The 26,120-nt window shown below is 61.0% G+C and carries 21 protein-coding genes; 14 read left to right on the forward strand and 7 right to left on the reverse strand.

The features are described 5' to 3' along the window. Positions 1-113 precede the first annotated feature (113 nt). The 3 genes from BFQ03_RS12130 (at position 114) to BFQ03_RS12140 (ending at position 4,227) form a co-directional block, all read left to right on the forward strand. Positions 114-2,519, forward strand: coding sequence for a glucose/quinate/shikimate family membrane-bound PQQ-dependent dehydrogenase (locus BFQ03_RS12130; RefSeq protein WP_065943221.1), 2,406 nt, complete (start codon positions 114-116; stop codon positions 2,517-2,519). A 100-nt stretch (positions 2,520-2,619) separates the two neighbouring features. Further along, the gene (locus BFQ03_RS12135) at positions 2,620-3,246 is read left to right on the forward strand and encodes a LysE family translocator (protein ID WP_065943222.1); all 627 of its coding nucleotides are present in this window, start codon (positions 2,620-2,622) and stop codon (positions 3,244-3,246) included. Between the two features lie 21 nt (positions 3,247-3,267). Next, positions 3,268-4,227 (forward strand): arsenic resistance protein, encoded by a 960-nt coding sequence (locus tag BFQ03_RS12140; protein ID WP_032860480.1) that lies wholly within the window; start codon positions 3,268-3,270, stop codon positions 4,225-4,227. Here the strand turns inward: BFQ03_RS12140 and yddG are convergent. Next, positions 4,224-5,114, reverse strand: coding sequence for an aromatic amino acid DMT transporter YddG (gene yddG, locus BFQ03_RS12145; RefSeq protein WP_032860481.1), 891 nt, complete (start codon positions 5,112-5,114; stop codon positions 4,224-4,226). The genes BFQ03_RS12140 and yddG overlap by 4 nt on opposite strands. Positions 5,115-5,481: 367 nt before the next feature. Between yddG and mexE the strand changes: the two genes are divergently transcribed. Genes mexE through BFQ03_RS12160 form a run of 3 tightly spaced genes read left to right on the forward strand, consistent with a single transcriptional unit; the run spans position 5,482 to position 11,336 of the window. After that, positions 5,482-6,729, forward strand: a complete 1,248-nt coding sequence (gene mexE / locus BFQ03_RS12150) for a multidrug efflux RND transporter periplasmic adaptor subunit MexE (RefSeq protein WP_065943309.1) — start codon at positions 5,482-5,484, stop codon at positions 6,727-6,729. Positions 6,730-6,744: 15 nt separating this feature from the next. Further along, positions 6,745-9,924 carry an efflux RND transporter permease subunit gene (locus BFQ03_RS12155; protein WP_065943223.1) on the forward strand — a complete coding sequence of 1,060 codons (3,180 nt, stop codon included), beginning with the start codon at positions 6,745-6,747 and terminating at the stop codon, positions 9,922-9,924. Further along, the gene (locus BFQ03_RS12160) at positions 9,921-11,336 is read left to right on the forward strand and encodes an efflux transporter outer membrane subunit (protein ID WP_065943224.1); all 1,416 of its coding nucleotides are present in this window, start codon (positions 9,921-9,923) and stop codon (positions 11,334-11,336) included. Before BFQ03_RS12155 ends, BFQ03_RS12160 begins: the two co-directional genes overlap by 4 nt. A 198-nt stretch (positions 11,337-11,534) precedes the next feature. Here BFQ03_RS12160 and BFQ03_RS12165 read toward each other — a convergent pair whose 3' ends face one another. After that, positions 11,535-12,542, reverse strand: a complete 1,008-nt coding sequence (locus BFQ03_RS12165; protein WP_065943225.1) for an AraC family transcriptional regulator — start codon at positions 12,540-12,542, stop codon at positions 11,535-11,537. A gap of 201 nt (positions 12,543-12,743) precedes the next feature. Here BFQ03_RS12165 and efeU point away from each other — a divergent pair, with 201 nt between their 5' ends. The 5 genes from efeU to BFQ03_RS12190 all read left to right on the forward strand — a co-directional run bounded on the left by efeU (position 12,744) and on the right by BFQ03_RS12190 (position 18,377). Next, complete coding sequence (gene efeU / locus BFQ03_RS12170; RefSeq protein ID WP_065943226.1) at positions 12,744-13,577, forward strand: iron uptake transporter permease EfeU; 834 nt, start codon at positions 12,744-12,746, stop codon at positions 13,575-13,577. Between the two features lie 78 nt (positions 13,578-13,655). Beyond that, on the forward strand, positions 13,656-14,783 hold the full coding sequence (efeO, locus tag BFQ03_RS12175) for an iron uptake system protein EfeO (RefSeq protein ID WP_139115687.1): 1,128 nt from the start codon (positions 13,656-13,658) through the stop codon (positions 14,781-14,783). A 14-nt stretch (positions 14,784-14,797) separates the two neighbouring features. After that, positions 14,798-16,087 (forward strand): iron uptake transporter deferrochelatase/peroxidase subunit, encoded by a 1,290-nt coding sequence (gene efeB / locus BFQ03_RS12180; protein WP_065943228.1) that lies wholly within the window; start codon positions 14,798-14,800, stop codon positions 16,085-16,087. A gap of 26 nt (positions 16,088-16,113) precedes the next feature. Further along, positions 16,114-16,932, forward strand: coding sequence for an iron uptake system protein EfeO (efeO, locus tag BFQ03_RS12185; RefSeq protein WP_065943229.1), 819 nt, complete (start codon positions 16,114-16,116; stop codon positions 16,930-16,932). A gap of 242 nt (positions 16,933-17,174) precedes the next feature. After that, on the forward strand, positions 17,175-18,377 hold the full coding sequence (locus BFQ03_RS12190) for an MFS transporter (RefSeq protein WP_065943230.1): 1,203 nt from the start codon (positions 17,175-17,177) through the stop codon (positions 18,375-18,377). Here the strand turns inward: BFQ03_RS12190 and pssA are convergent. Continuing rightward, positions 18,374-19,717 (reverse strand): CDP-diacylglycerol--serine O-phosphatidyltransferase, encoded by a 1,344-nt coding sequence (gene pssA, locus BFQ03_RS12195; RefSeq protein WP_065943231.1) that lies wholly within the window; start codon positions 19,715-19,717, stop codon positions 18,374-18,376. The genes BFQ03_RS12190 and pssA overlap by 4 nt on opposite strands. A gap of 125 nt (positions 19,718-19,842) precedes the next feature. On the opposite strand from pssA, the gene BFQ03_RS12200 reads away from it, so the two are divergent. Then, positions 19,843-20,406: a TetR/AcrR family transcriptional regulator gene (locus BFQ03_RS12200; protein WP_032860493.1), complete on the forward strand. Its 564-nt coding sequence runs from the start codon at positions 19,843-19,845 to the stop codon at positions 20,404-20,406. Between the two features lie 32 nt (positions 20,407-20,438). Beyond that, a complete protein-coding gene (locus BFQ03_RS12205; protein ID WP_032860495.1) occupies positions 20,439-20,918 on the forward strand; it encodes a nuclear transport factor 2 family protein in 480 nt (159 codons plus the stop codon). 105 nt (positions 20,919-21,023) lie between these two features. On the opposite strand, the gene BFQ03_RS12210 is transcribed toward BFQ03_RS12205, so the two are convergent. The 4 genes from BFQ03_RS12210 to BFQ03_RS12225 form a co-directional block, all read right to left on the reverse strand. Then, positions 21,024-22,181, reverse strand: coding sequence for a PQQ-dependent sugar dehydrogenase (locus tag BFQ03_RS12210; RefSeq protein WP_065943232.1), 1,158 nt, complete (start codon positions 22,179-22,181; stop codon positions 21,024-21,026). 19 nt (positions 22,182-22,200) lie between these two features. Next, complete coding sequence (locus BFQ03_RS12215; RefSeq protein WP_065943233.1) at positions 22,201-22,518, reverse strand: hypothetical protein; 318 nt, start codon at positions 22,516-22,518, stop codon at positions 22,201-22,203. Between the two features lie 159 nt (positions 22,519-22,677). Continuing rightward, positions 22,678-23,577, reverse strand: a complete 900-nt coding sequence (gene lpxO / locus BFQ03_RS12220; RefSeq protein WP_032860500.1) for a lipid A hydroxylase LpxO — start codon at positions 23,575-23,577, stop codon at positions 22,678-22,680. 279 nt (positions 23,578-23,856) lie between these two features. Continuing rightward, positions 23,857-25,200: a Wzz/FepE/Etk N-terminal domain-containing protein gene (locus BFQ03_RS12225; protein ID WP_065943234.1), complete on the reverse strand. Its 1,344-nt coding sequence runs from the start codon at positions 25,198-25,200 to the stop codon at positions 23,857-23,859. 395 nt (positions 25,201-25,595) lie between these two features. Here BFQ03_RS12225 and BFQ03_RS12230 point away from each other — a divergent pair, with 395 nt between their 5' ends. Beyond that, on the forward strand, positions 25,596-26,006 hold the full coding sequence (locus BFQ03_RS12230) for a TIGR03067 domain-containing protein (RefSeq protein ID WP_065943310.1): 411 nt from the start codon (positions 25,596-25,598) through the stop codon (positions 26,004-26,006). The last annotated feature ends 114 nt before the right edge of the window (positions 26,007-26,120 follow it).

A 26,120-nucleotide genomic window follows, 5' to 3' on the forward strand; every position in this document is an offset into this window, starting at 1 on the left:
CCCCACATTGAGAGTGTCCAGGCTTGAAGGAATCGACAGCGACACAAAATGTACCAAACAGTTAATTAGCTTGCTACCATTGTCGATCGAACCCTTACTTCGAGTTTTTCGACATGAAACAAGCCTCGCGCGCCGCTGGCGCCTCTCGATTCCTCTTGCTGGGCCTGGGCCTGATCATCGCCCTGCTCGGCCTGGCCCTGGCAGCCGGTGGTGCAAAACTGCTGAGCCTGGGAGGCTCCGGCTACTTCCTGGTCGGCGGCTTGTCCATGGCCATTGCTGGCGTGTTGATCGCGCGGCGCAAACCAGCGGGTGCCTGGTTGTTCGCGGCCTTTTTGCTCGGCACTGCGGTGTGGGCGGTGTTGGAGGTGGGCCTGGTGTTCTGGCCACTGTTTTCACGGTTGTTCATGTTCACCGTGATCGGCCTGGCAGTGGTGCTGGTGTATCCGCTGCTGGCGCCAGGCACGCGCCGTGGCGCCTACGGCGTGGCGGGCGTGCTGGCGGTGGCATTGGCCGTGGCGGCGGGTAACATGTTTGTCGCCCACCCCAGTGTTGCCCCGACTGGCGATGGCCCGGGCCTGACTGCCGTCGATCCGGCGCAGGCGCAAAAAGACTGGGCACACTACGGCAACACCGAAGGCGGCAGCCGTTTTGCCGCGCTCGACCAGATCAATCGCAGCAACGTCGACAAGCTCAAGGTGGCCTGGACCTATCGCACCGGTGATGTGGCGGTCAGCGATGGCAACGGCGCTGAAGACCAACTCACGCCCCTGCAGATCGGCAACAAGGTGTTTATCTGTACGCCCCACAACAACCTGATCGCGCTGGATGCCGACACCGGCAAAGAGCTGTGGAAGAACAGCATCAACGCCCAGTCGGCGGTGTGGCAGCGCTGCCGCGGTATGGCGTATTTCGATGCCACCGCGCCGATCGTCCAGCCGACCCAAGCCAACCGCTCGCCGATCATTGCCGCCAGCGTGCCGGCCGGTGCGCAGTGTGAGCGGCGCCTGTTGACCAACACCATTGATGCACGGCTGATTGCAGTGGATGCCGATACCGGCGAGTTTTGCCAGGACTTCGGCAACCACGGCCAGGTGGATTTGAAAGCTGGCCTGGGCAATGTCCCGGACAGCTACTACCAATTGTCCTCCGCACCATTGATCGCCGGCACTACCGTGGTGGTTGGCGGGCGCGTTGCCGATAACGTCCAGACCGACATGCCGGGCGGCGTGATCCGTGGCTTCGATGTGATCAGCGGCGCGATGCGCTGGGCATTCGACCCTGGCAACCCTGAAGACAAGCAAGCGCCCGCCCCGGGCGACACCTATGTGCGCAGCACACCCAACAGCTGGGCGCCGATGTCGTATGACCCGCTGATGAACACGGTATTCCTGCCGATGGGCAGCTCATCCACCGATATCTATGGTGTCGAGCGCACCCAGCTCAATCACAAGTACGGTGCCTCGGTACTGGCGCTGGACGCCTCCACGGGCGAGGAAAAGTGGGTGTACCAGACCGTCCACAATGACCTCTGGGACTTCGACCTGCCGATGCAACCCAGCCTGATCGACTTCACCCAGGCCAACGGCAAGACCGTCCCAGCCGTGGTGATCGGCACCAAGGCCGGGCAGATCTATGTACTGGACCGCGCCACCGGCAAGCCGCTGACCCAGGTTGAAGAAGTACCGGTCAAGGCCGCAAATATCCCCAACGAACCTTACTCGCCGACCCAGCCTAAATCCGTGGGTATGCCGCAAATTGGCGCACAAACCTTGAGCGAATCGGACATGTGGGGCGCCACCCCGTATGACCAGTTGCTATGCCGCATCGACTTCAAAGGCATGCGCTACGAGGGCTTGTACACAGCGCCTGGCACTGATAAATCCCTGAGTTTTCCCGGCTCCCTGGGTGGCATGAACTGGGGCAGTATTTCCACCGATCCAGTGCATGGCTTTATCTTCGTCAACGACATGCGCCTGGGCCTGTGGATCCAGATGATCCCCTCGCAGAACAAGGCCCAGGCCTCTACAGGGGGTGAAGCGCTGAACACCGGCATGGGCGCGGTACCGCTCAAGGGCACGCCTTACGCGGTGAACAAGAACCGCTTCCTGTCGGTGGCCGGCATTCCGTGCCAGGCGCCGCCGTTCGGCACCCTCACCGCCATTGAAATGAAGACCCAGAAAATTGCCTGGCAAGTACCGGTCGGCACCGTTGAAGACACCGGTCCACTGGGCATTCGCATGCACCTGCCGATCAAGGTCGGCCTGCCGACACTCGGCGCTACCCTATCGACCCAAGGCGGCCTGGTGTTCATCGCCGGCACCCAGGACTTCTACCTGCGCGCCTTCAACAGCGCCAATGGCGAAGAAACCTGGAAAGCCCGCCTGCCCGTGGGCAGCCAGGGTGGGCCGATGACCTATGTTTCGCCGAAAACCGGCAAGCAATACGTAGTCATCACCGCCGGCGGCGCGCGCCAATCCACCGACCGTGGCGACTACGTGATCGCCTACGCCCTGCCTTGAGTCCCGCGCGGTACTGATGCATCGCGGGATTGACCTTGATCTTGGAGGCCCGGTTGGAACACGATGACCGCCTTGCGCCGTTGACGAAAGGAGTGTCGTTATGTTCCCACTGGAAATCTGGCTGACCTATACCGCCGCCTGCCTGTTGCTGGTGCTCTCCCCCGGCCCGGACAACCTGCTGGCCATCGCCAGGGGGCTGAGCCAGGGGCGCATGGCAGCGGCCGTTTCGGGGGTGGCTTCGGGCACCGGGATCCTGTTTCACGTGGCCACCGCCTCGCTGGGCCTGACCCTGTTGATGCAGACATCCGCCGTGGCGTTCTGGGTGGTTAAAGTAATCGGCGCCAGCTACCTGGTGTGGCTGGGCATCAAGGTCTTGCGTTCGCGCAGCCTGATCAACTTCAAGCCGGCGGCACGGCAACCGCTCAAAAGTATCTTCCTCACCGGCTTCCTGTCGGCGGCGCTGAACCCCAAGCCGGGGCTGTTTGTGCTCGCGTTCATTCCACAGTTCGTCAACCCGGCATTGGGCTCGGTCACGCTGCAAATGATGGTCTACGGCGCCTGGTTCGCCGCATTGACCGCCCTGGGTTTTGCGCTCATGGGCATTTTTGCGACACGCCTGTCGACCTGGCTGCAGCGCAAGCCAAAAGTCGTCAATGGCCTGAATGTGGGCGCCGGACTGACCTTCGTCGCGTCCGGTCTTTCGGTGGCGGCACTCAGCCAAAAATAGACCGGCCTCCCAAGGACCCTCGTGAACAAAGACCAGCTTGAGCATAACCAGATCCCAATCTACTTCGTGGCGGTCATCATCGCCGCTGTCGGTGGCCTGCTCGCGCCTCAGGCAGCGCAGAGCCTGGGCATCCTCGTCACCCCGGCGATTGCCGGGTTGATGTATGCGATGTTCCTACAAATCCCGTTTCTTGAACTGCGCCAGAGCCTGGTCAACAAACGCTTTATCGCGGCATTGGTGGTGGCCAATTTCGTGCTGATCCCTCTGCTTGTATGGGTCATTACCCTGGGCCTGCATGATCAACCGGCGATCCTGATCGGTGTACTCCTGGTGCTGCTGACGCCATGCATCGACTACGTGGTGGTGTTTACCCATATTGGCAAAGGCGATGCCCGATTGACGCTGGCCGCCACGCCCTTGCTGCTGTTACTGCAACTGGCGCTGCTGCCGTTGTACCTGGCACTGATTCCAGGCAGTGAGACAGCCGTAGCGATTGCCATCGGCCCGTTTGTCGAGGCATTCGTGATGTTGATCGCGGTGCCGTTGCTGCTGGCGGTACTGACGTGTGCCGGGGCCAGGCGTTCGCCACAGGTTGCGCGCTGGAACGCGGGCTTGGCGTGGATGCCGGTGCCCGCCATGGCGGCGGTGCTGATCGTGGTGATCGGCTCGCAGATCGCATTCGTGGTGCGGGAGATCGAGCAGTTGTTGCCGGTGATCCCGGTGTACCTCGGTTTCATGGTGCTCGCCCCGGTGCTTGGCGCCATGACGGCCTGGGCTTTGCGCCTGCCCGCCGCCACGGCGCGCTCGGTCACCTTCAGCAGTGCCACGCGCAACTCGCTGGTGGTCCTGCCATTGGCGCTGGCCTTGCCCGAAGACATGCGCATGCTGGCCGCCGCGGCGATCATTACCCAGACATTGATCGAACTGGTCTGTGAGCTGATCTACATCCGTGTCATCCCGGCCCTGGTCTGGCGGGCCTAGGACTGCTCGCGCGTGGCGTGCCAGCACACCAGCGAACCTGCGGTCACCAACACCGCGCCCTGCCAGAACTGCGGGGTGAGGTGGGCGCCCAGCCAGAGCGCCGCGAATGCCGACGACAGCACCGGCGCGCCGTAGGACGCCGTCGCCAGCAAGGTCAGGTTGCCGCGCAGGATGCCGATATTCCACAAGGCATAGCCGCCCGCCATCGCAATGCCCGTGGCCAACAACTCCAGGCTGTTGCCCAGGGTCACGGCCGGCAGCACCTCGGCACTCAAGCCGTACTTCACCCACAGCACCGCTGCCGTCAGGATGAAAAACAACACCACCAGGTTTTGTCCGCCGGCATAGCGCCGTGTGACATTGCAATACAAGGCAAAGGTGATCGCACACCCCAGGGCCAGGCTGTAGCTCAGAGGGTTGGATTGCACATTGGCGACAATAGTCGCCAATGCCAGGCCGTCACCGCTGACCACCCACAGGATGCCAAACAGCGCCAGCGCACTGCCCGGCACGATGATCCAGCGAGCCTTTTGTCCGTTCATGACAATCGCCAGCAACACCGTCAGGCACGGCCACAGGTAATTGACCACGCCCAGTTCGATGGCCTGGTTGCGACTGCTGGCAAAACCCAGGGCCAGGGACAGACACACCTCATACGCGACAAACAGTGCGCTGCCCATGATCAGGTACGGCCAGGACGTGGCGCGCAGGCGTGGTCGCCCGAGCCACGCCATCAGCAAGACGGCACCCAACGTGTAGATCAGCGCCGCGCCGCCCAAGGGGCCGAACAGTTCGCTGACACTGCGGATCAGCCCGGCAGCGGTACTCCACAAAAGGATTGCCACCAAACCACACGCCGTCGCGGCCCGTTCACCCCTGATCTGCATTGCTGACTCTCTGAACGTTAAAAAGCTGCAACGGTACAGGTAAATCACACCTTGTAGGAGCCGGCTTGCCGGCGAAAATCGTTAACGATAACGCGGGGAGCCTGGTACCCCGTGTTGCTCTCGGGTTTTTCGCCGGCAAGTCGGCTCCTACAAGGGAATGTCGTGCCGGGGATTTTGATTGCGGTTTGCGCAATGGTGTTTTGTTATCAGCTGGATTGATAGCACCCTAACTAAAACCCCATGCTAGAGGGCTTTCCCGGCGCTTATATCATTCCGAATGATAGTTACCTTTGCTTCATTCGATTCGTGAGATAGCAGCCCGCCGAGCATGATCCGCCCATCTCAAATACATTGGCGGATGCACCTCATGGAACAGTCACTCAAACATTTGCGCTATCCCCTGGCCCTGTTGGCCGTGTTGGTGATGAGCGCATGCGGCAAGGCCCCCGAGCAAGCGGCCGCCATGCCCGCCAGCAAAGTCAGCGTTGCCAAGGTCCTGGAACAACCGGTCAATGAGTGGGATGAGTTCACTGGCCGCCTGGAAGCCCCGGAAACCGTGCAGATACGCCCGCGCGTATCAGGCCAGATCGACCAGGTAGCGTTTACCGAAGGTGCGCTGGTGAAGAAAGGCGACCTGCTGTTCCAGATCGACCCGCGTCCGTTCCAGGCTGAAGTGCGTCGCCTTGAAGCCCAACTGCAACAGACCCGAGCCGCCGCTTCGCGCAGTGACAACGAAGCCCAGCGTGGCGAGCGCCTGCGCCAGAGCAATGCGATTTCCGCCGAGCTGGCCGATTCGCGGACCACTGCCGCCCAGGAAGCCCGTGCTGCCGTGGCCGGAATCCAGGCACAACTGGACCTGGCCAAGCTGAACCTGAGCTTCACCCGCGTCATCTCACCGATCAGCGGCCGCGTCAGCCGCGCGGCGATCACCGCCGGTAACCTGGTGACCGCCGATGTCACCGAGCTGACCAGCGTGGTCTCCACCGACAAGGTCTATGCCTACTTCGACGCTGATGAACGCGTGTACCTCAAGTACACCGAACTGGCGCGCCAGGGCCGTCGCGGCGCCACCACCCCGGTGTACCTGGGCCTGTCCAACGAAGACGGCAACCCGCACCTGGGCCAGATGAACTTTGTCGACAACCAGGTCAACCCGGCCACCGGCACCATTCGTGGGCGCGCCGTGTTCGACAACACAGACGGGCGCTTCACCCCCGGCCTGTACGCACGCCTGAAACTGGTGGGCAGCGGCACCTACTCCGCCGTGCTGATCACCGACGAGGCCGTGGGCACTGACCTGGGCAAGAAGTTCGTACTGGTCATGGACGGCGACAACAAGTCTGCCTACCGCGCCGTCGAACTGGGGCCAAAGATCGAAGGCTTGCGCATCGTGCGCAGCGGCCTGACCAAGGACGACACGATTATCGTCAAGGGCCTGCAGCGGGTGCGTCCGGGATCGCCGGTAGCGCCGGAGACCATCCCGATGGCCAGCCAGGCCACTCTCGCCGCCTTGGCACAACAACGACAAGCGCTTGAAGCCAGCAACCTGGAGCAAGTGGCGCCGGACAACAAAGCCGCACCCAAGCTCGCCAGTGTCGCGACTCCACGCGGTTAAGGGACTACACACAAGATGAATTTCTCCAAGTTCTTCATTTCGCGGCCGATCTTCGCAGCAGTGTTGTCGCTGCTGATCCTGATCGCCGGCGCGATCTCGCTGTTCCAGTTACCAATCAGTGAATACCCGGAAGTGGTGCCGCCGACCGTTGTCGTACGGGCCAGCTTCCCGGGCGCCAACCCCAAAGTCATCGGTGAAACCGTGGCCGCGCCGTTGGAACAAGCGATCACCGGTGTCGAGAACATGCTCTACATGTCCTCGCAATCGACCGCCGACGGCAAGATCACCTTGACCATCACCTTCGCCCTGGGCACCGACCTGGATAACGCGCAGGTGCAGGTGCAGAACCGGGTGACCCGCACCCAACCCAAGCTGCCGGAAGAAGTGACGCGCATTGGTATTACCGTGGACAAGGCCTCCCCCGACCTGACCATGGTGGTGCACTTGACCTCGCCGGATCAGCGTTACGACATGCTCTACCTGTCCAACTACGCCATCCTCAATATCAAGGATGAGCTGGCGCGCCTGGGCGGTGTCGGTGATGTGCAGTTGTTCGGCATGGGCGACTACTCATTGCGCGTCTGGCTGGACCCGAACAAGACCGCTTCACGCAACCTGACCGCCACCGATGTGGTGACCGCGATTCGCGAGCAGAACCGCCAGGTAGCGGCCGGTGCCCTCGGCGCACCGCCTGCGCCAACGGCCACCAGCTTCCAGTTGTCGGTCAACACCCAGGGACGCCTGGTCACCGAGGAAGAGTTTGAGAACATCATTATCCGCGCAGGCGATAACGGTGAAATCACCCGCCTCAAGGACATTGCCAGGGTCGAGCTGGGTTCCAGCCAATACGCCTTGCGTTCGCTGCTCAATAACCAGCCGGCGGTGGCGCTCCCGATCTTCCAGCGCCCTGGCTCCAACGCGATCCAGATCTCCAATGAAGTACGCGACAAGATGGCGGAGCTGAAAAAGAGCTTCCCCGAAGGCATGGACTTCAGCATCGTCTATGACCCGACCATCTTCGTGCGTGGCTCCATCGAGGCCGTGGTACACACCCTGTTCGAAGCACTGATCCTGGTGGTGCTGGTGGTGATTCTGTTCCTACAGACCTGGCGTGCCTCGATCATTCCGTTGGTAGCGGTGCCGGTATCGTTGATCGGTACCTTTGCGGTGATGCACCTGTTCGGCTTCTCGCTCAATGCCCTGTCGCTGTTTGGCCTGGTATTGGCCATCGGCATCGTGGTCGACGACGCCATCGTGGTGGTGGAGAACGTCGAACGTAATATCGAGCTGGGCCTGGAACCATTCCCGGCCACCGAAAAAGCCATGAGCGAAGTGACCGGGCCGATCATTGCCACGGCGTTGGTGTTGTGTGCGGTGTTCATTCCGGCAGCCTTTATCAGCGGCCTGACCGGGCAGTTCTACAAGCAGTTCGCCTTGACCATCGCGATCTCCACCGTGATCTCGGCCTTCAACTCGCTGACCTTGTCCCCTGCCCTGGCCGCCGTGTTGCTGCGCAGCCATGATGCGCCGAAGGATCGTTTCTCCAAGGTCCTCGACAAGGTGTTTGGCGGCTGGTTGTTCCGCCCGTTCAACCGCTTCTTCGAACGCGCCAGTGGTGGCTACGTCAGCACCGTGCGCCGGGTAATCCGCGGCAGCGGCATTGCACTGTTCCTGTACGCCGGCCTGATAGTGCTGACCTGGTTCGGTTTTGCCCACACCCCGACCGGTTTCGTCCCGGCCCAGGACAAGCAATACCTGGTGGCCTTCGCCCAACTGCCGGATGCCGCCAGCCTGGATCGCACCGAAGACGTGATCAAGCGCATGTCGGATATCGCCCTCAAGCAACCGGGCGTCGAAAGTGCCGTGGCCTTCCCTGGCCTGTCGATCAACGGTTTTACCAACAGCCCCAACAGCGGCATCGTGTTCGTGACATTGAAGCCGTTTGACGAGCGCAAGGCCGTGGGCATGTCCGCAGGTGAAATCGCCGGTGCCCTGAACGGCAAGTACGCCGATATCCAGGAAGCCTACATGGCGATCTTCCCGCCGCCGCCGGTACAGGGCCTGGGCACCATTGGCGGGTTCCGCCTGCAAGTCGAAGACCGCGGCAACCTGGGCTATGAGGAACTGTACAAAGAAGTACAGAACATCATTACCAAGAGCCACAACGTGCCGGAACTGTTCGGCCTGTTTACCAGCTACACGGTCAACGTGCCCCAGGTCGATGCCGCTATCGACCGTGAAAAGGCCAAGACCCATGGCGTGGCGATCAGCGACATCTTCGACACCCTACAGATCTACCTGGGTTCGCTGTATGCCAACGACTTCAACCGCTTTGGCCGTACTTATCAGGTCAACGTCCAGGCCGAGCAGCAGTTCCGCCTTGAAGACGAGCAGATCGGCCAGCTGAAAGTGCGCAACAACAGGGGCGAGATGATCCCGCTGGCGACCTTTATCAAGGTCAGCGACACCTCGGGGCCGGACCGCGTGATGCACTACAACGGCTTTATCACCGCCGAGATCAACGGTAACGCCGCCCCCGGCTACAGCTCGGGCCAGGCGCAAGCGGCGATCGAGAAACTGCTCAAGGAAGAACTGCCCAACGGCATGACCTACGAGTGGACTGACCTGACGTATCAGCAAATCCTCTCGGGCAATACCGCGCTGTTCGTGTTCCCGCTCTGCGTACTGCTGGCGTTCCTGGTACTGGCCGCCCAATACGAAAGCTGGAGCTTGCCATTGGCGGTGATCCTGATCGTACCGATGACTCTGCTGTCGGCTATTACCGGGGTGATTCTGTCCGGTGGCGATAACAACATCTTTACCCAGATCGGCTTGATCGTACTGGTGGGACTGGCCTGTAAGAACGCGATTCTGATCGTCGAATTCGCCAAGGATAAACAGGAAGAAGGCCTAGACCCGCTGGCTGCGGTGCTGGAAGCCTGCCGCCTGCGTCTGCGGCCGATTCTGATGACCTCGTTCGCCTTCATCATGGGCGTGGTGCCCCTGGTGCTCTCCAGCGGTGCCGGTGCCGAGATGCGCCACGCCATGGGTGTGGCGGTGTTCTCCGGGATGATCGGGGTGACCTTCTTCGGCCTGTTGCTGACGCCGGTGTTCTACGTGTTGATCCGCCGCTATGTGGAGCGCAGCGATGCGCGCAAAGCGGCCAAGACCTTGAAGCTGGAGACACAGCAATGAGTGTGAAAGTGTTCATGCCGAGCCTGCTGGTATTGGCGCTCAGCGCCTGTGCCGTCGGCCCGGACTATAAAGCCCAGCAGCCGGAGGCGGCCACTATCACGGCCGCCGCCGATGCCAAGCAATACGACCACGCCAAGTTCGAAGGTATCTGGTGGCAGCAGTTCGAAGATCCGACGCTCAACCAGTTGGTGACGCAATCGTTGCAAGGCAACCGCGATTTGCGCGTTGCATTTGCCCGCCTGCGGGCCGCCCGGGCGATTCGTGATGACGCCAGTAATGACGCGATGCCCACCATCACCAGCCGCGTCAGCAGCGATTTGGCCAAGGGCCAGATCCCTGGCCAGAGCACACGCCGGGTCAATAGCGAACGCTATGACCTGGGCCTGGACATGGCCTGGGAGCTGGACCTGTTTGGCCGCATCCAGCGCAACCTGGAAGCCAGCGACGCCGACCAGCAGGCCGCCGAAGCCGACCTCTATCAACTGCAAGTCAGCCTGATTGCCGAATTGGTGGATGCCTACGGGCAACTGCGCGGTGCGCAACTGCGGGAAAAAATCGCCCTGGCCAACCTGAAGAACCAGCAAGACTCGCGCACCATCACCGAAAGCCTGCGCGATGCCGGCGTCGGCGACCAACTGGACGTGGTACGTGCCGATGCGCGCCTGGCGGCGGTCGAAGCCAGCGTGCCGCAATTGCAGGCCGAACAAGTGCGCGAACGCAACCGCATCGCCACCCTGCTCGGCCAGCGCCCGGACACACTCACGGTGGACCTGAGCCCGGCCAACCTGCCGGCAATTGCCAAGGCCTTGCCGATTGGTGATCCGGGGCAATTGCTGCAACGGCGCCCGGACATTCTCAGCGCCGAACGCAGACTGGCAGCCGCTACCGCGCGTATCGGCGTAGCCAAGGCCGACCTGTTTCCGCGGGTCAGCCTCAGTGGCTTCCTCGGCTTTACCGCTGGCCGTGGCTCGCAGATCGGCTCATCCGCCGCCAATGCCTGGGCCCTGGGCCCGAGCATCACCTGGGCCGCCTTTGACCTGGGCAGCGTGCGCGCCCGTTTGCGCGGTGCCGACGCCGAGGCCGACGGCGCCCTGGCGACTTACGAGCAGCAAGTGTTGCTGGCATTGGAAGAATCCGAGAACGCATTCAGCGACTACGGCAAACGCCAGCAACGCCTGGTCTCGCTGATCCGCCAGAGCGAGTCGAGCCGTGCAGCTGCCGACCTGGCCGAGATTCGCTACCGCGAAGGCACTGCCGATTTCCTCGTGCTACTCGACGCCCAGCGCGAGCGCCTGCTCGCCGAAGACGCCCAGGCCCTGGCCGAAGTGGACCTGTATCGCGGCATCGTGGCGATCTACAAGGCGCTGGGTGGCGGTTGGCAGCCAGAGACAACGGTCGCCAGTCTCAAGTGAAGTAAAGAGCTCCTTTGGTTGGTCGCATCCAGCCAATTTTTAGCCCCGTGGTCCATTCGGTCACGGGGCTTTTTTTTGCCTGCTTATCAGGTAGGAGCGAGCTTGCTCGCGAAAAAACTTGAGAGCGCCGCGTTCGCCCTGCGCGCCCCGTTATCGTTAACGTTTTTCGCGAGCAAGCTCGCTCCTACAGTAATTGACTTAAGTCAGGATCAAGCTGCGGTAGTGCCCGGGATTGGACCCCGACCACTTGCGAAAGGCTTTGTAGAACGAACTCACATCAGCAAAGCCCAGGCGGCTGGCGATCTCGGCGAAGCTGATATCGGCCTCGGCCAGCCAGACAACCGCCAGCTCCTTGCGCACGCTGTCCTTGAGGCCCTGGTAGGTCTGCCCTTCTTCGGCCAGGCGCCGGCGCAGGGTGGACGCGGACATGCACAGGTCGTGGGCCAGGCTTTCGGTTTCCGGCCAGTGTTGGGCCGGGCGCTGGCGCAGGTCATGCTTGATGCGCATTGCCAGGCTGTCCGGGTCACGGTACTTGACCAGAATATTGGCCGGTGCCTGGGCCAGAAAGCGCTTGAGTTCCTCGGGGCTGCGCTTGATCGGCAGGTCGAGGCAGTCGGCCGAGAAGATCATCCGGGTACGGGGCCGGTCGAAGCGCAGGTTGTCGGAAAACATCACCTGGTAATCGTCACAAAACCCTGGCTGCGCCCCCCGCAACTCGATGGCCAGGATCGGAATGCGCCGCCCGGCCAGCCAGCAGGCGACGCCGTGGACGATCATCCAGTAGCAAAAATAGGTGAACGCCCGGCGCGGTTCTGTTTCGGGTTCCAGCAATACGATTTCTGCCAGGCTTTGTTGGCGCACCAGTTCGGCGGGCAGGTTTTCCAGCATCAGCGACAGGAAACTCAGAACGGTTTGCAGGGCGTCGGCCAGGGTCGGCTGGGCCATGGACGCACGGCAGAGGAATTCCAGACTGCCGGATTTGAGCTTGCGCGGGTCCATGCCAAAGAATTCGTCATCCCTGCGCCGTGCCAGCAAACGCCACAGGCGTGCATAAGCCAACGCCGGGACCCTGGCATCAGGCTGCTCCAGCAAAACCGGATCAATCCCGACCTTGACCAGCGCCTCGCGCGTCGCCGCACCGGGGGCGCAGCTCTGCAACAGCGCTTCATGCACCAGATGGATAGAGATGGTGTCTTTTTCCGACATGGTCCAGGGCTCAATCTTGTAAGTCGGCCATTGTAGGAGCGTGTTGGCTTGTGAGGAACTCAAATTAACGTCACTCACCGTAGCCGCCGGGGTATGAAACTCTGTTCAGGCAGCGTTCAGAAAACGTCAAGATCCTCTGTTTAGTAATGAGTATCATTATGCTACAACTTAGCACCCTAACTAATTACGTTGCGGTGTCCGATGCTCGTCCCCTTTCTCATCATGTTGCGCGAAGGCATTGAAGCCGCCTTGATCGTTGGCATCATCGCCAGCTACTTGCAACAGACCGGCCGTGGCCAGTGGATGCCGGCCGTATGGATTGGCGTGTTTCTCGCCGCCGCCCTGGCCCTGCTGGTCGGTGGCGGCCTGGAGCTGGTCAGCGCCGAGTTCCCGCAAAAGCAGCAAGAACTGTTCGAAGGCATTGTCGGCCTGGTGGCCGTGGCCATCCTCAGTTCCATGGTGTTCTGGATGCGCAAGGTCGCACGCTCGATCAAGCACTCCCTGCACCAATCCCTGGATCATGCCTTGGCGAGCTCGCGCAACCAGGTGATCGCGCTGATCGCCATGGTGTTTTTCGCCGTGGCCCGCGAAGGCCTGGAAACGGTGTTCTTCCTCCTGGCCGTGTTCCAGCAGAGCGAAGGCCCGGCTGCGCCCATCGGTGCCCTGCTCGGCCTGGTGCTGGCGATTGTCGTGGGGTTCCTGATCTACAGCGGCAGCATGCGCCTGAACCTCGCTGCGTTCTTTCGCTGGACCGGGCTGTTCATCCTGGTGGTGGCCGCCGGCATCCTCGCCAATTCGGTGCAGGCCCTGCATGAAGCCGGGGTGTGGAACCACCTGCAAAACGTACTGTTCGATATCAGCGCAACCTTGCCGGTGGATGGTCCGCTGGGTTCGGTGCTGGCCGGCATGTTCGGCTATCAGGACGCGCCGACCGTCAGCACCCTGGGCGCCTATCTGATTTACCTGATGCTGGCGTTGCTGATGTTCATCATGCCCGCCGCGCCAGCCAACCCCTCTTCCGTCTCCAGCCAGTAAGGTTGTCCCTTGCCAAACCAAGCTCCCGCCTCGCCACCCCGCGCCTTGCGTTGGGCGTTAGCCGGCTCGGTGATCGTGATGATCGCCGCCGGTGGGCTGTTCTACTACGCCTCGCAATTGGCCGCCGCCAAGCGTCAGATCAATCACAATGAAATTGCCGTGATCATCCACGCTCACGCCTGCGAACCCAATGCCCTGACAGTACCGGCCGGTCGCGCGAGTTTTCGCATCATCAACCGTTCGGATCGCGCGGTTGAGTGGGAGATCCTCGACGGCGTACTGGTCGTCGAAGAGCGTGAAAACATCGCCCCGGGCCTGAGCCAGGTGATCAACGCCAACCTGCTGCCGGGCGACTACGCCATTACTTGTGGCCTGTTGAGCAACCCGCGCGGCACCCTGCATGTAACACCCACCGCCGAGTCCGACGCCCAGGCCAAAGCCAAGCCGTCGATGGTGGCCTTTATCGGCCCGCTGTCAGAGTTTCGCGTGTATCTGAGCAGCCAAAGTGGCGCCTTGATCAAAGCCGTCACGGCCCTGGAGCAGGCGATGATTGCTGGCGACCTGACGCAAGCCCAGGCCCTGTACCTGCCGGCACGCGAGGCTTACCAGCACCTGGCCCCGGCGGCCCAGCGCCTGGCCGAGCTGGACAACGCGATCAACGCCCGCGCCGATTACTTCGAAAAACGCGAACAGGACCCGGCCTTCAGCGGCTTCCATCGCCTGGAATACGGCCTGTTCGCGCAACACAGCCTCGACGGCCTGACGCCGATTGCCCAGCGCCTGGTGAACGATGTCACCACCCTCAAGCAGCAATTGCTGGCGCAGTCGCTGCCGCCCGAGCAGTTGGTGAGCATCGTGGTGCGCAACCTCAACAGCCTGGCCGACGTGCGTGCCGCCAGTGGCGAGGAAGAACGCTACAGCCACCTCGACCTCAATGGTTTTGCCGCCAACCTTGAAGTGGCGCGCAAGGTGGTAGACCTGATGCGACCGCTACTGGCCAAGTCCGCCGCCGACCTGTTGCCGGGGATCGATAGCGCGATCAGCACCTTCGCGGCGCAACTCGACGGCCTGAAGGTCGATGGCCACTACCGCACCTATGACAGCGTTACCGCCGATCAGCGCCAGCAGATCGCCGACAAGGCCAAGGCTCTGGCCGCCGCACTCGATGGAATCGACCCAGCCCTTGGCCTCTCTGGCCTTCAGTGAAGACGACCGAATAGATGAGTGATTCAGAACAGTTCAACGCCCAGCGCCGCCGTGTGTTGCTGGGCATGGCCGCCACTGGTGCGGCGATTGCCGGCAGCAGCCTCAGTTGCCCGGCGCTGGCGGCCGGCGCGGCCCAGGTCACCACCGCGCCCAGCAGCGAGAAAACCCAGGACCATCATGCCTTCCACGGCAAGCACCAGAGCGGCATCGTCACCCCGCGCCCAGCCTGCGGCATGCTGGTGGCGTTCGATGTGTTGGCCAGCGATCGCGAGGACCTGGAGCGGCTGTTTCGCACCCTCAACGAGCGCATCGGCTTCCTGATGACCGGCGGTACGGTGCCACAGGTCGATCCAAAACTGCCGCCCACCGACTCCGGCATCCTCGGCCCGGTGGTCACCCCGGACAACCTGACGATTACCGTGTCGGTGGGTGAGTCGCTGTTCGATGAGCGTTTCGGGCTGGCAGGCGCCAAGCCAAGGCGCCTGAGCCGCATGATCGGCTTCCCCAATGATGCGCTGGACCCTGCGCAGTGCCATGGAGACTTGAGCCTGCAGTTGAGCTCCAACACCCCCGACACCAATATCCACGCCCTGCGCGATATTGTGAAAAACCTGCCGGACCTGCTGCTGGTGCGCTGGAAACAGGAAGGCAGCGTGCCGCCCCAGGCCCCTGCCCGTACTGGCGAGCCGGCGCAAAGTGCGCGTAACTTCCTCGGCTTTCGTGACGGCTCGGCCAACCCTGATTCCAACGACAGACAGGCCATGGACCAGATTGTGTGGGTGCAGCCGGGCAGTGACGAACCGGCCTGGGCCGCCAATGGCAGCTACCAGGCGGTGCGGATCATCCGCAATTTCGTCGAGCGCTGGGACCGCACGCCGTTGCAGGAACAGGAAAGCATCATCGGCCGGATCAAGACCAGCGGCGCGCCCATGGGCGGCCACAACGAAACCCAGGTGCCGGACTACGGCCAGGATCCAGAAGGCAAACTGACCAAGCTCGATGCGCATATCCGCCTGGCCAACCCGCGCACCGCCGCGACCCAGGCCAGCCTGATCCTGCGCCGGCCCTTCAACTACTCCAACGGGGTGAACAAGAACGGCCAGTTGGACATGGGCCTGTTGTTTATCTGCTATCAGGCGGACCTGGAGAAAGGCTTTATCGCCGTACAAACCCGGCTCAATGGCGAGCCCCTGGAGGAGTACCTCAAGCCAGTGGGCGGCGGCTACTTCTTCACCCTGCCGGGCATCACCGGGCCGCAGGACTTCATCGGCCGCACGTTGCTGCAAGCCACTGCCAACACTTGAACCCACTCCACAGCGGAAACCGCCCCATGAAAAAGTCGTCTCTTGCGTTGTCGTTGTTGTTGACCCTTTCTCCACTCGCGGCCCTGGCTGCGACGGCGCCCCTGGATCTGGTGGGCCCGGTTTCGGACTACAAGATCTATGTCACCGACAAGATCGATGAGCTGGTGACCCAGACCCAGGCCTTCACCGACGCGGTGAAAAAAGGCGACCTGGCCACCGCGAAAAAACTCTACGCGCCCACCCGCGTGCACTATGAAGCCATCGAGCCGATCGCCGAGTTGTTCAGCGACCTCGATGCCGCGATCGACTCACGGGTCGACGATCACGAAAAAGGCGTGAAGGCCGAGGACTTCACCGGTTTCCACCGCATTGAATACAGTCTGTTTGCCGAGAACAGCACCCAGGGCCTGGGCGTCCTGGCCGATGGTTTGAACAAGGACGTCAAAGACCTGCAAACCCGCGTCGCCAGCCTGACCTTCCCGCCGGAAAAAGTCGTCGGCGGTGCTGCCGCACTGCTCGAAGAAGTGGCCGCTACCAAGATCTCCGGCGAAGAAGACCGCTACAGCCACACCGACCTGTATGACTTCCAGGGCAATATCGACGGGGCGAAAAAGATCGTCGACCTGTTCCGCGGGCAGATCGAGCAACAGGACAAGGCGTTTTTGGCCAAGGTCGACAAGAACTTTGCCTCGGTGGACACGATCCTGGCCAAATACAAGACGGCCGATGGCGGCTTTGAAACCTATGACAAGGTCAAGGAGAATGACCGCAAGGCCCTGGTCGGCCCGGTCAACACCCTGGCCGAAGACCTGTCGACCCTGCGTGGCAAGCTGGGCCTGAACTGACAGAAAGACTCAGGCATCCCCCTGTGTGCGGGCTTGCTCGCGAAGGCGTTGGCCTAGCAAACATTGATGTTGACTGACCCACTGCTTTCGCGAGCAAGCCCGCTCCCACGTTTGATCTTCGCTTACTGATCGGCATTAGGGCGCAGAGCAGCTGTAGATCTTCATCATTGCCGCTAATCGCGCTTTGCGTTTAACCGTCTTACCTATAACGTTTAATCGATCCCACTCACGGAAGATTTCCCATGCCCGATTCGGCCGTCAGCATTGATGCTGCCTTGCCCACCCCAACGTCATTCAACCTGCGCCCCCTGTTGATCGCCAATATGGCCTGCACCATGGCGATGATGGCGTTTGTCTCGCTGATCGGCCCCATTGCCCGGGTGCTGGGGCTGGCGACCTGGCAAGCGGGTGCGGCGGTGACCGTGTCCGGGGTGATCTGGATGCTGCTGGCGCGGCCCTGGGGCCAGGCCAGTGATCGCCTGGGGCGGCGGCGGGTGCTGCTGTTGGGTACCGGTGGTTTCACCCTGGCGTACTGGGCGCTGTGTGTATTTATCGACGCCTCCCTGCAACTGCTGCCCTCGGCCATGCTGGCTTTTATCGGGCTGGTGTTGGGGCGCGGGTTGATCGGAGTGTTCTACGCCGCGATCCCGGTGGGTGGCTATGCGCTGATCGCGGACAATATCGAGCCGGCCCACCGCGCCAAGGCCATGGCCTCGCTCGGGGCGGCGAACGCCTGCGGCCTGGTACTGGGCCCGGCGATTGCCGCGCTGCTGGCCCGCTACAGCCTGAGCCTGCCGTTTTATGCGATGGCGCTGCTGCCCATGCTGGGCTTTTTGGTGTTGCTGGTGAAACTGCCGCGCCAGGAACTGCATCTCAAGCAACCGCCCAAGGCCGTCAACCTCTCGGACCCGCGCTTGCGGCGCCCATTGGTGGTGGCATTTGCCGCCATGCTGTGTGTATCCATTGCTCAGATCACCGTGGGCTTTTTCGCCCTGGACCGCCTGAAAATGAACCCCGCCGACGCCGCACAAACCGCCGGGATTGCCCTGACGATGGTGGGCCTGGCGTTGATCTGCTCGCAATTGCTGGTGCGCAAACTCGAATGGCCACCGCTGCGGATGATCCGCGTCGGCGCCATTGTCTCGGCACTGGGCTTTGCCGGCAGCATGTTCGCGGATACGGCGTGGATTCTCTGGCTGTGTTTCTTCGTCTCGGCAGCGGGCATGGGCTGGATCTTCCCGTCGTTCGCCGCACTGGCGGCCAACGCGGTGGAAGCCTCGGAACAAGGTGCCACTGCCGGCTCAGTCGGTGCGGCGCAAGGCTTGGGCGTAGTGGTCGGGCCACTGGCCGGGACCCTGATCTATGCCATCGAACCACGGCTGCCCTACCTGGTCGCCGCCGCCCTGCTGCTGCTCATAGCGCTCTGGCCAGCACCGCGCCGCTAGAGGATCCGATACAGCAAGCGCTCGACCCGTACCCGACTGACCCGACGCAGGAACTTGCCAACGGCTTCGGGGTAATCCACCAGCGTCTGCAACTGTTGGTAGCCCTGGATCCGCGTGGTGTGCCGGAAAATCTCCTCAAGCTCGCGCCCCCGCGGCGCAAGCCACTGGCCCTGGGGATCGTCGATGAGCAAGGCGTTTTCCAGGTCCAGGCGGAAGGCCCGGGGGTTGAGGTTGTTGCCGGTGAGCAAGGTATAGCGCGCGTCGACCCACATGCCCTTGAGGTGGTAGGTGTTGTCCCCGTCGTGCCACAGGTGCAGGTTGAGCAGGCCGCTGTCGATCATGCGCTGATGGCGCTTGGCAAAGCGGCGCAGGCTGATTTCGTAGAGGTAGGGCAGCGCAGCGATGATCCTGAACGGCTCGCTGGGCGGGATGTAGAAGTCGTTGGCCGTCTTGTCGCCAACGATGATGTCGATCTTCACCCCACGGGCCAGCGCACGATTGATTTCCCGGGTGACCGGCAGCGGCAGGTTGAAATACGGGGTGCAGATGGTCAACTGCTGCTGGGCGCTGGCGATCAACTCGCAGATCACCCGACTCAGCGGGTTGTTCTTGCCCACCCCCAGCAGCGGGCTGACCGACAACCCGCCAATGCCAGCCTGGCCGGCCGTGGTGTCATAGGTCGCGTGCTTGAGCCGGCTGCGCAAGTCGCCGATGTCATTGCGCAGGCTACGAGTGGTGGGCAGGTTGGGCAGGTCGAGACGGTGCACCGCCTTGGAGGCGACCAGGCCGTGCTCCACCAGGTGCTGCATGGAGTCGGCCAATGGTTTGTTGTGGATCAGGTGATAGCGGTCGAAGCGATATTTGTCGAACTTGTGCAAATACACATTATTGAGACTGGCGCCGCTATACAGCACGCTGTCATCGATCACAAAGCCCTTTAGATGCAGCACGCCAAACAGTTCGCGGGTCTGCACCGGTACGCCGTACACCGGTACTTGCGTCGGGTGCGACTGGGTCATCGCCTGGTACCAGGCGCTGTTGCCTGGCTGCTTGCCCGCACCGATCAGCCCGCGCTGGGCCCGCAGCCAGTCAACCATCACCACGATATCCAGCCCGGGCCGTGCTGCCTTGGCGGCATGCAGCGCGTCAAACACCTCTTGCCCCGCTTCGTCCTGTTGCAGGTACAAAGCGACGATGTAGATACGGTGTTGGGCCTGGGCGATTTTCTCCAGCAGGCAACGGCGAAACTCGGCGGCACCGGACAGCACCTCGATCGCGTCGGTGGCCAGGGGGAAACCGCGCAACTTGGGCAACAGGGAACGTTTGAAGAACGACGGCATAGGGCTCGCAATGATCGAATCCGAAGAGCCCGAGAGCTTACACCATGGGGGGTGCCCAGGTCTGCCCACTGGCCACTTAAAATAAATTATTGACCAAGAAGAACGATCGTTCTACTGTTTGCGACATGAACGAAATGACCAGCAGTGAAACCCGCGACATTATCCTGGACGTCACCGAAAAGTTGATCTACCGGCACGGCATCGCGGCCACCGGTATGGATCTGTTGGTGAAAACCGCCGGTGTCTCCAGGAAAAGCATTTACCGCTACTTCGCCAATAAGGACGAACTGGTGATCGCCGCCCTGCAACGTCGCGACGAACGTTGGCTGCAGTGGCTGCGCAGTGAGGTCGAGCAATACGCTGGCAGCGGCGCCCGTTTGCTTGGCGTGTTCAGCGCACTCAAGACCTGGTTCGGCTCCGCCGACTTTCGCGGCTGTGCCTTTATCAACACCAGCGGCGAGACCGGTAACCCGCAAGACCCGGTACGTTTGCTGGCCAGGGCACACAAACAGAAACTGTTCGAATACCTGCTTGAACTGTGTAACGCACATGGCACCCCGACCCCGGAACAACAGGCCGCGCAACTGCTGATCCTGGTCGATGGCGCCATTACCATCGCCTTGATAATGGGCGATGTCACCGCCGCTGATAATGCGCAATGCATGGCGCAATTGTTATTGGCACTTTGAATTAACGACTAACATTCCAAAGGAGCAGTCAAATGACCGCTAATGCACAAGTGCGTCCGCCCTTGCCGCCCTTTACCGAACAATCGGCCATTGAAAAGATCCGCCTCGCCGAAGACGGCTGGAACTCCCGCGACCCGCAGCGCGTGTCACTGGCCTACACCCTGGACACGCAGTGGCGTAACCGCGCCGAATTCGCCCACAGCCGCGAACAAGCCAAGGACTTCCTCACCCGCAAATGGGCCCGGGAGCTGGACTACCGCTTGATCAAGGAATTGTGGGCCTTTACCGGTAACCGTATCGCCGTGCGTTATGCCTATGAATGGCACGACGATTCCGGCAACTGGTTCCGCTCCTACGGCAACGAGAACTGGGAGTTTGACCAGGACGGCCTGATGTCCAACCGGCATGCGTGCATCAATGACATGCCGATCAAGGAAAGCGAACGCAAATTCCATTGGCCGCTGGGACGGCGCCCGGACGAGCATCCAGGGCTGTCCGAGCTGGGGTTGTAGGAGACGGCTTGCCGGCGCTGAGGTCAGCAAGAACACCGTGGTGTGTCAGGTAGCCAGCGTGAGCGTTAACGTTCATCGCTGGCAAGCCAGCACCTACAATGGCCGTCAATCCTGCTTCAGCGCGACCTGATACAACACACCATCAGCCTCATCCGTCAGCACATACAGGAAACCATCCGGGCCTTGGCGCACATCGCGGATGCGTGCCTTTAACTCACCCAGCAGGCGTTCTTCGTGTACTACCTTGTCGCCATCGATCTGCAAGCGGATCAACTCCTGGCTGGCCAACGCGCCGATGAAAAGGTTGTGCTGCCAGGCCTTGAAGCGGTCGGCGTCGTAGAACGCCATGCCGCTGATGGCCGGTGACTTTTCCCACACATGATGGGGGCCGACGGTGCCTTCGGCGGTTTTCCCCTCGGCCTCGGGAATCGGCAGCAAGGAATAGTTGATGCCGTGGGTCGCCAGTGGCCAGCCGTAGTTCTTGCCACGCTCGATGATGTTGATTTCATCGCCGCCGCGCGGGCCATGTTCATTTTCCCAAAGTGTGCCGGTCCAGGGGTTCAGCGCTGCGCCCTGGGGGTTGCGCTGGCCATAGGACCAGATCTCCGGCCGGGCCCCTGGCTGACCGACAAATGGGTTGTCATCCGGCACGCGGCCATCCGGGTAGATCCGCACAACCTTGCCTTGCAGTTTGTCCAGATCCTGGGCCGTGGGGCGATCATTGTTCTCGCCCAGGGTCACAAACAGGTAGCCATCCCGGTCAAACACCAGGCGCGAACCGAAGTGATTGCTGGTCGACAGCTTGGGCTCCTGGCGCAGGATCACCTGGAAGTCCTTCAAGCCGCTCAAGTCCTCACTCAGGCGCCCGCGTCCTACCGCGGTGCCGGCCGTACCGCCCTTGCCGCCACCTTCGGCGTAGGACAAGTAGACCATCCGGTCTTGCTTGAAATCAGGCGACAGCACCACATCCAGTAAACCGCCCTGCCCCTTGGCCCACACTTGCGGCACACCACTGAGCGGCGCAGACAATTTGCCGTCAGCACTCACAAAGCGCAGCGCACCAGGGCGCTCGGTGACCAGGAAGCCCTGCTTGTCCGGCAAAAACGCCACTGCCCATGGATGGTCCAGGCCACTGACAATCGGGGTCGCGGTGATGCTGCCTTGTTCGCTGGGGAACTGCCGGGTATCGGCGGCAAACGCGGGAAACGCCGTTGCCAGGGCACTGGCACAGCAGGTCGCTAAAAAGGCTTGGCGTAGAAACATACCGTGGAATTCCTTTCGTTCAGGGCCGGCGATTGCCATTGGCATCTCGGGTCGGGGCTGAAGGTTGGGTGGCAGGACGGGCGGGAGTAGCATCACGCTGCGGATAGCGATTGCCGATGCCACCGTTTTCCAGGGTCGGCGGCCGAGGCACTGGCGCGGTATAGGTGCCGCGAGTGGCAGGCGTATTGGGTTGTGTGCCCTGCATGCTGTTGGGATTGGCCCGTTTGATCGGGCTGTTGTATGGATTGTTGTTGCCGGGCAGGTTCTGCGCCTGCGCCCCACCACTCAAGGCAAGGCCCAGGAACAGCACCAAAAGGCTACGCGAGCGACTGTTCATGACAAAGTTTCTCTGGGGCGAGGAATACCTGCATTCGATACCACGCTACGCGCTGGGTTCGGCTTTGGTAACCCAATAGTTTCCAGGCAGGTGTAACACGGCTTTTCCAACACCCCTGATGCAGCCCAGCTCCGTACTCGCCCTTGAAAGGACTGAACCTCAGATCAACACGAAAATCACTGCCAGGCCGGCGAAGATCGCCCACTTTTCCAGGTAGTAACGGGTGCGGTTACGCTTTTTCAGTTCCTTGCCCCGCAGGCGGATCTTGTACAGGCGGGTAAAGGCACGGTTCAGTCCACCGGTCTTGTCCCCGGCATCATTGGGCGAGCCGGCGGCTGCCATGACGTTGCGGCTGAACCAGCGATTGAACGCTGCCGCCCAGCGATACTTCATCGGCCGTTCAATATCGCAGAACAAAATGATGCGGTTCTGCGCCGTGGTGTTTTCGGCGTAGTGGATGTACGTCTCATCGAACATCACCGCCTCGCCGTCGCGCCAGTAATAGTTCTCACCGTCCACATTGATGTAGCAGCCCGGATCGTTGGGTGTATCCAACCCCAGGTGGTAGCGATAAGAGCCGGCATAGGGGTCACGATGGCGGACCAGCTTGGAGCCTGGCGGTAGTTCGGCAAACATTGCGGCCTTGATCGAACCGATACTCTGCACCAGCTCGGTGGTGCGCGGGCACAGCTTCATGGCCGACGGATGACTGTCGCCGTACCACTTGAGGTAGAAACGCTTCCAGCCCGATTTGAAAAACGAGTTGAAGCCCACATCGTTGTATTGGTCTGAACGCTTGATCTCCCCGGCCCGCATCAGGTTCTGGCCTTCCTCGCGGATCTCCTGCCAATGCGCCTGCAGTGGGCTCAGGTCGGGAAAGTCGCTGGGCGAAAGGTACGGGCGGGCAGGCAACTTGGAGAACAGGTAGAGGAAGCAATTGACCGGTGCGAGAAAGGTCGAGTGGTCGCTTAATTGACGGCCCAGCTTATGTCGCACCCGGCCACGCAGGTGTACATACGCAATGGAGACAACGTAGAGAGCAACAATGATGAGTTTCACGGGAATTCGTCACATGTCAGAAGAGTACAGGCTGCTCCTCCAGGCCGGGCCAGGGAGGGAAAATGCAGCACCTGAAATCACAATTCATTAACAGGCCCACGAGTGTCTTGGAGACCATTCGCATAGTGGCCAATGGCAGTTATTTTAGCCATAGATTGTAACCAAAGGTTAACTAAGAATTGTGAAAAGGTGTCTTCCAACTGTGTAGCCGCGCCACCTCGAAAGTGCGGTGGCGGGTATGCCGGGCTGCGATGCAGCCCGGGAAAGGAGCGGTTTGCCTCAGCCCAATGGCTGGTCATCCTTGCGTTCACGCCGGGTAAAACGGTCATCTTCCAGGGCGGAATATGCGACTGTCTTGCGGTGCGTCAGGACCAGATGACGAGCCAGCGCAATGAATATCCCCAGCAACAAACCACCCACCAGGCTCAACGCAACCACCAGGGCTTTCTTCGGTTTGACCGGGCTCAGTGGCTCTTGGGCACGCCGGTCAATCGTCACCAGTTTCAAGGCGCTCATGTCGATATTCAGGCCACGCAGGCGCGCCACTTCAGCACGCAAGGGCTCGACATCCTGCAGGAAAATATCTTCATTGCCCCGCCGCTTCATGACTTCGACCTGGCGATTGACCTCCAGCAACTGCAGTTCCTTGCCGATTTCCGCGATACGGCTGTTGGTGAAGTCATCACTGGTACGCTGCTGCAGGGCCGTGCGCTCGGCCTCAAGAGCCTCAGTACCGAGAAAGTACAAGGGGATCTGCTGGTTGTTGACCTCGGTGCGCATCACCTGGCTGGAACCGCTGCGACCTGCATCGGCCATGGACGAAGGTGTAGTCGGGCTCTTGATGCCCATGGATTTGGCAATCGAGATGGCTTCGCTCAACTCGGCCAGGCGGTTGGAGCGCTGCATTTTCATCTGCAGGCGCAGGGCACTGAGTTCATCTTCAAGCTGCGCGCGCTTGAGCTTGTCGCCCTCCAGCAGCTTGGCGATTTTTGACTCCTTGTCGGTGTCGTAATTGGCGCGCGCCGCATCAATCTTGCCTTTGAGCTCGGTGAGGCGGTTGTTGACGATCACCTTGAGATCGGCGCCCACCTGCTCGCGCTCTGCGGCAATGGCATAGTCGACAAAACCGTTGAGTATCGCGACGCCGTCCATGTCCGAGGGATATTGCAGTTCGAGGCGAATATAGCTGCTCAGGGAGTCCGCTTTCTTCGCGTCAGGCAAGATCAGCTTGATCGAATTGCGGTTGAACGCTTCGAAATTCTGCTCAAGGCTGCGCCCCGGTTCCTGAAACGCCTGGAACAATGTCGGGTTGGCCTTGAAGAAGCTCAGTCGCGCGTCGTACGAATCCAGTTGTGCGCCCACTTTGGCCAGCGCGTCCGTCGGCGGCAGCTTGTAGACCTCGGAACGATTGAGCGCATCCAACTCATTGATAGCTGCCGGCCGCAGCACGCTGCTGACCTGATACTCGCGGGGCGCAAACAGCGCATAACCCACACCCAAGACACCTGCAAAAAGCGTACAGCCGATTACCAGTTTCTTTTGCCGCCAGATCGAGTGGAACAGGTCAAATAAATCAATTTCATCAGACACCACGGAAGCTTGCACCTGGGGAGTTCTATTCAAAATGGGGACACCCTTCAAAAAGTGGACGCGGGCGGCCCACTACACAACAGATCTGAATAACCAACTGAAAATGCAGGGACAACGCCCTGAGCCAGGCTGATACGACACGAGGCAACTGCTATCTGACCATGCAGCCACTGAAAAAATCCCTACACCCTGAAGATTGTTTTCCTTGCAGCGAGATCAATGTCAGACATGGAATTATCAGCGTAGACGACATATCGACCTACATCGTCCTTACGATATGTCAAAATTGTTTCTGATGACGGGAAAAGTTCCATAACTACATATTTTTGAGACATTTCTCGCGAAATTGGTTAATTGATTATTTTAAAAATTAGTTTTGACTGAGAATGAGCCCGACCTGTATGCCCGATCAACCAAAGGACCTTTTCATGTCATCGACCTTATGTGACTCCACGGCGAGCCCTTGCGAAGTGGACAAACAGGCCCTGCAAGGTACCTGGGAGCAAATCGCCCTCGAAGACAGCGGCATCGCCAACCCGCCGGACGAACACAGTGCGCCTGGTGCGCTAACCACGATTGACGGTAATCAATTCCGGGTCACGACCCTGGACGGCAAGGTATTACTCAAGGGGCGTTTTACCCTTGACGCCACCACCACGCCCAAAAGCATCACCTGGATAGACGCCATAGGGGCCGACGCCGGCAAAAAACTGCCCGCGAGCTACACACTGGATAATGACCAGTTTGTTTTTATTGCGGCGGATGAAGGCATGCCACGACCGGTTCGTTTTAGTACGACACCCGGGCAGACAATGCGCACGTTCGTGCGCAGGGTTTGAGAGGATCAGGCTGCATGCGTTTTTGCGACAAGGTTTTCACAAACTCTTCACGTTTAGCGCGGTAGGTTAAACCCAACTCCTCTGATGAATCCCTCGGCCCGCCGCCCCAGCGGG

Source organism: Pseudomonas sp. 25 R 14 (genome assembly GCF_900004755.1).
GTDB classification, from domain to species: domain Bacteria; phylum Pseudomonadota; class Gammaproteobacteria; order Pseudomonadales; family Pseudomonadaceae; genus Aquipseudomonas; species Aquipseudomonas brenneri.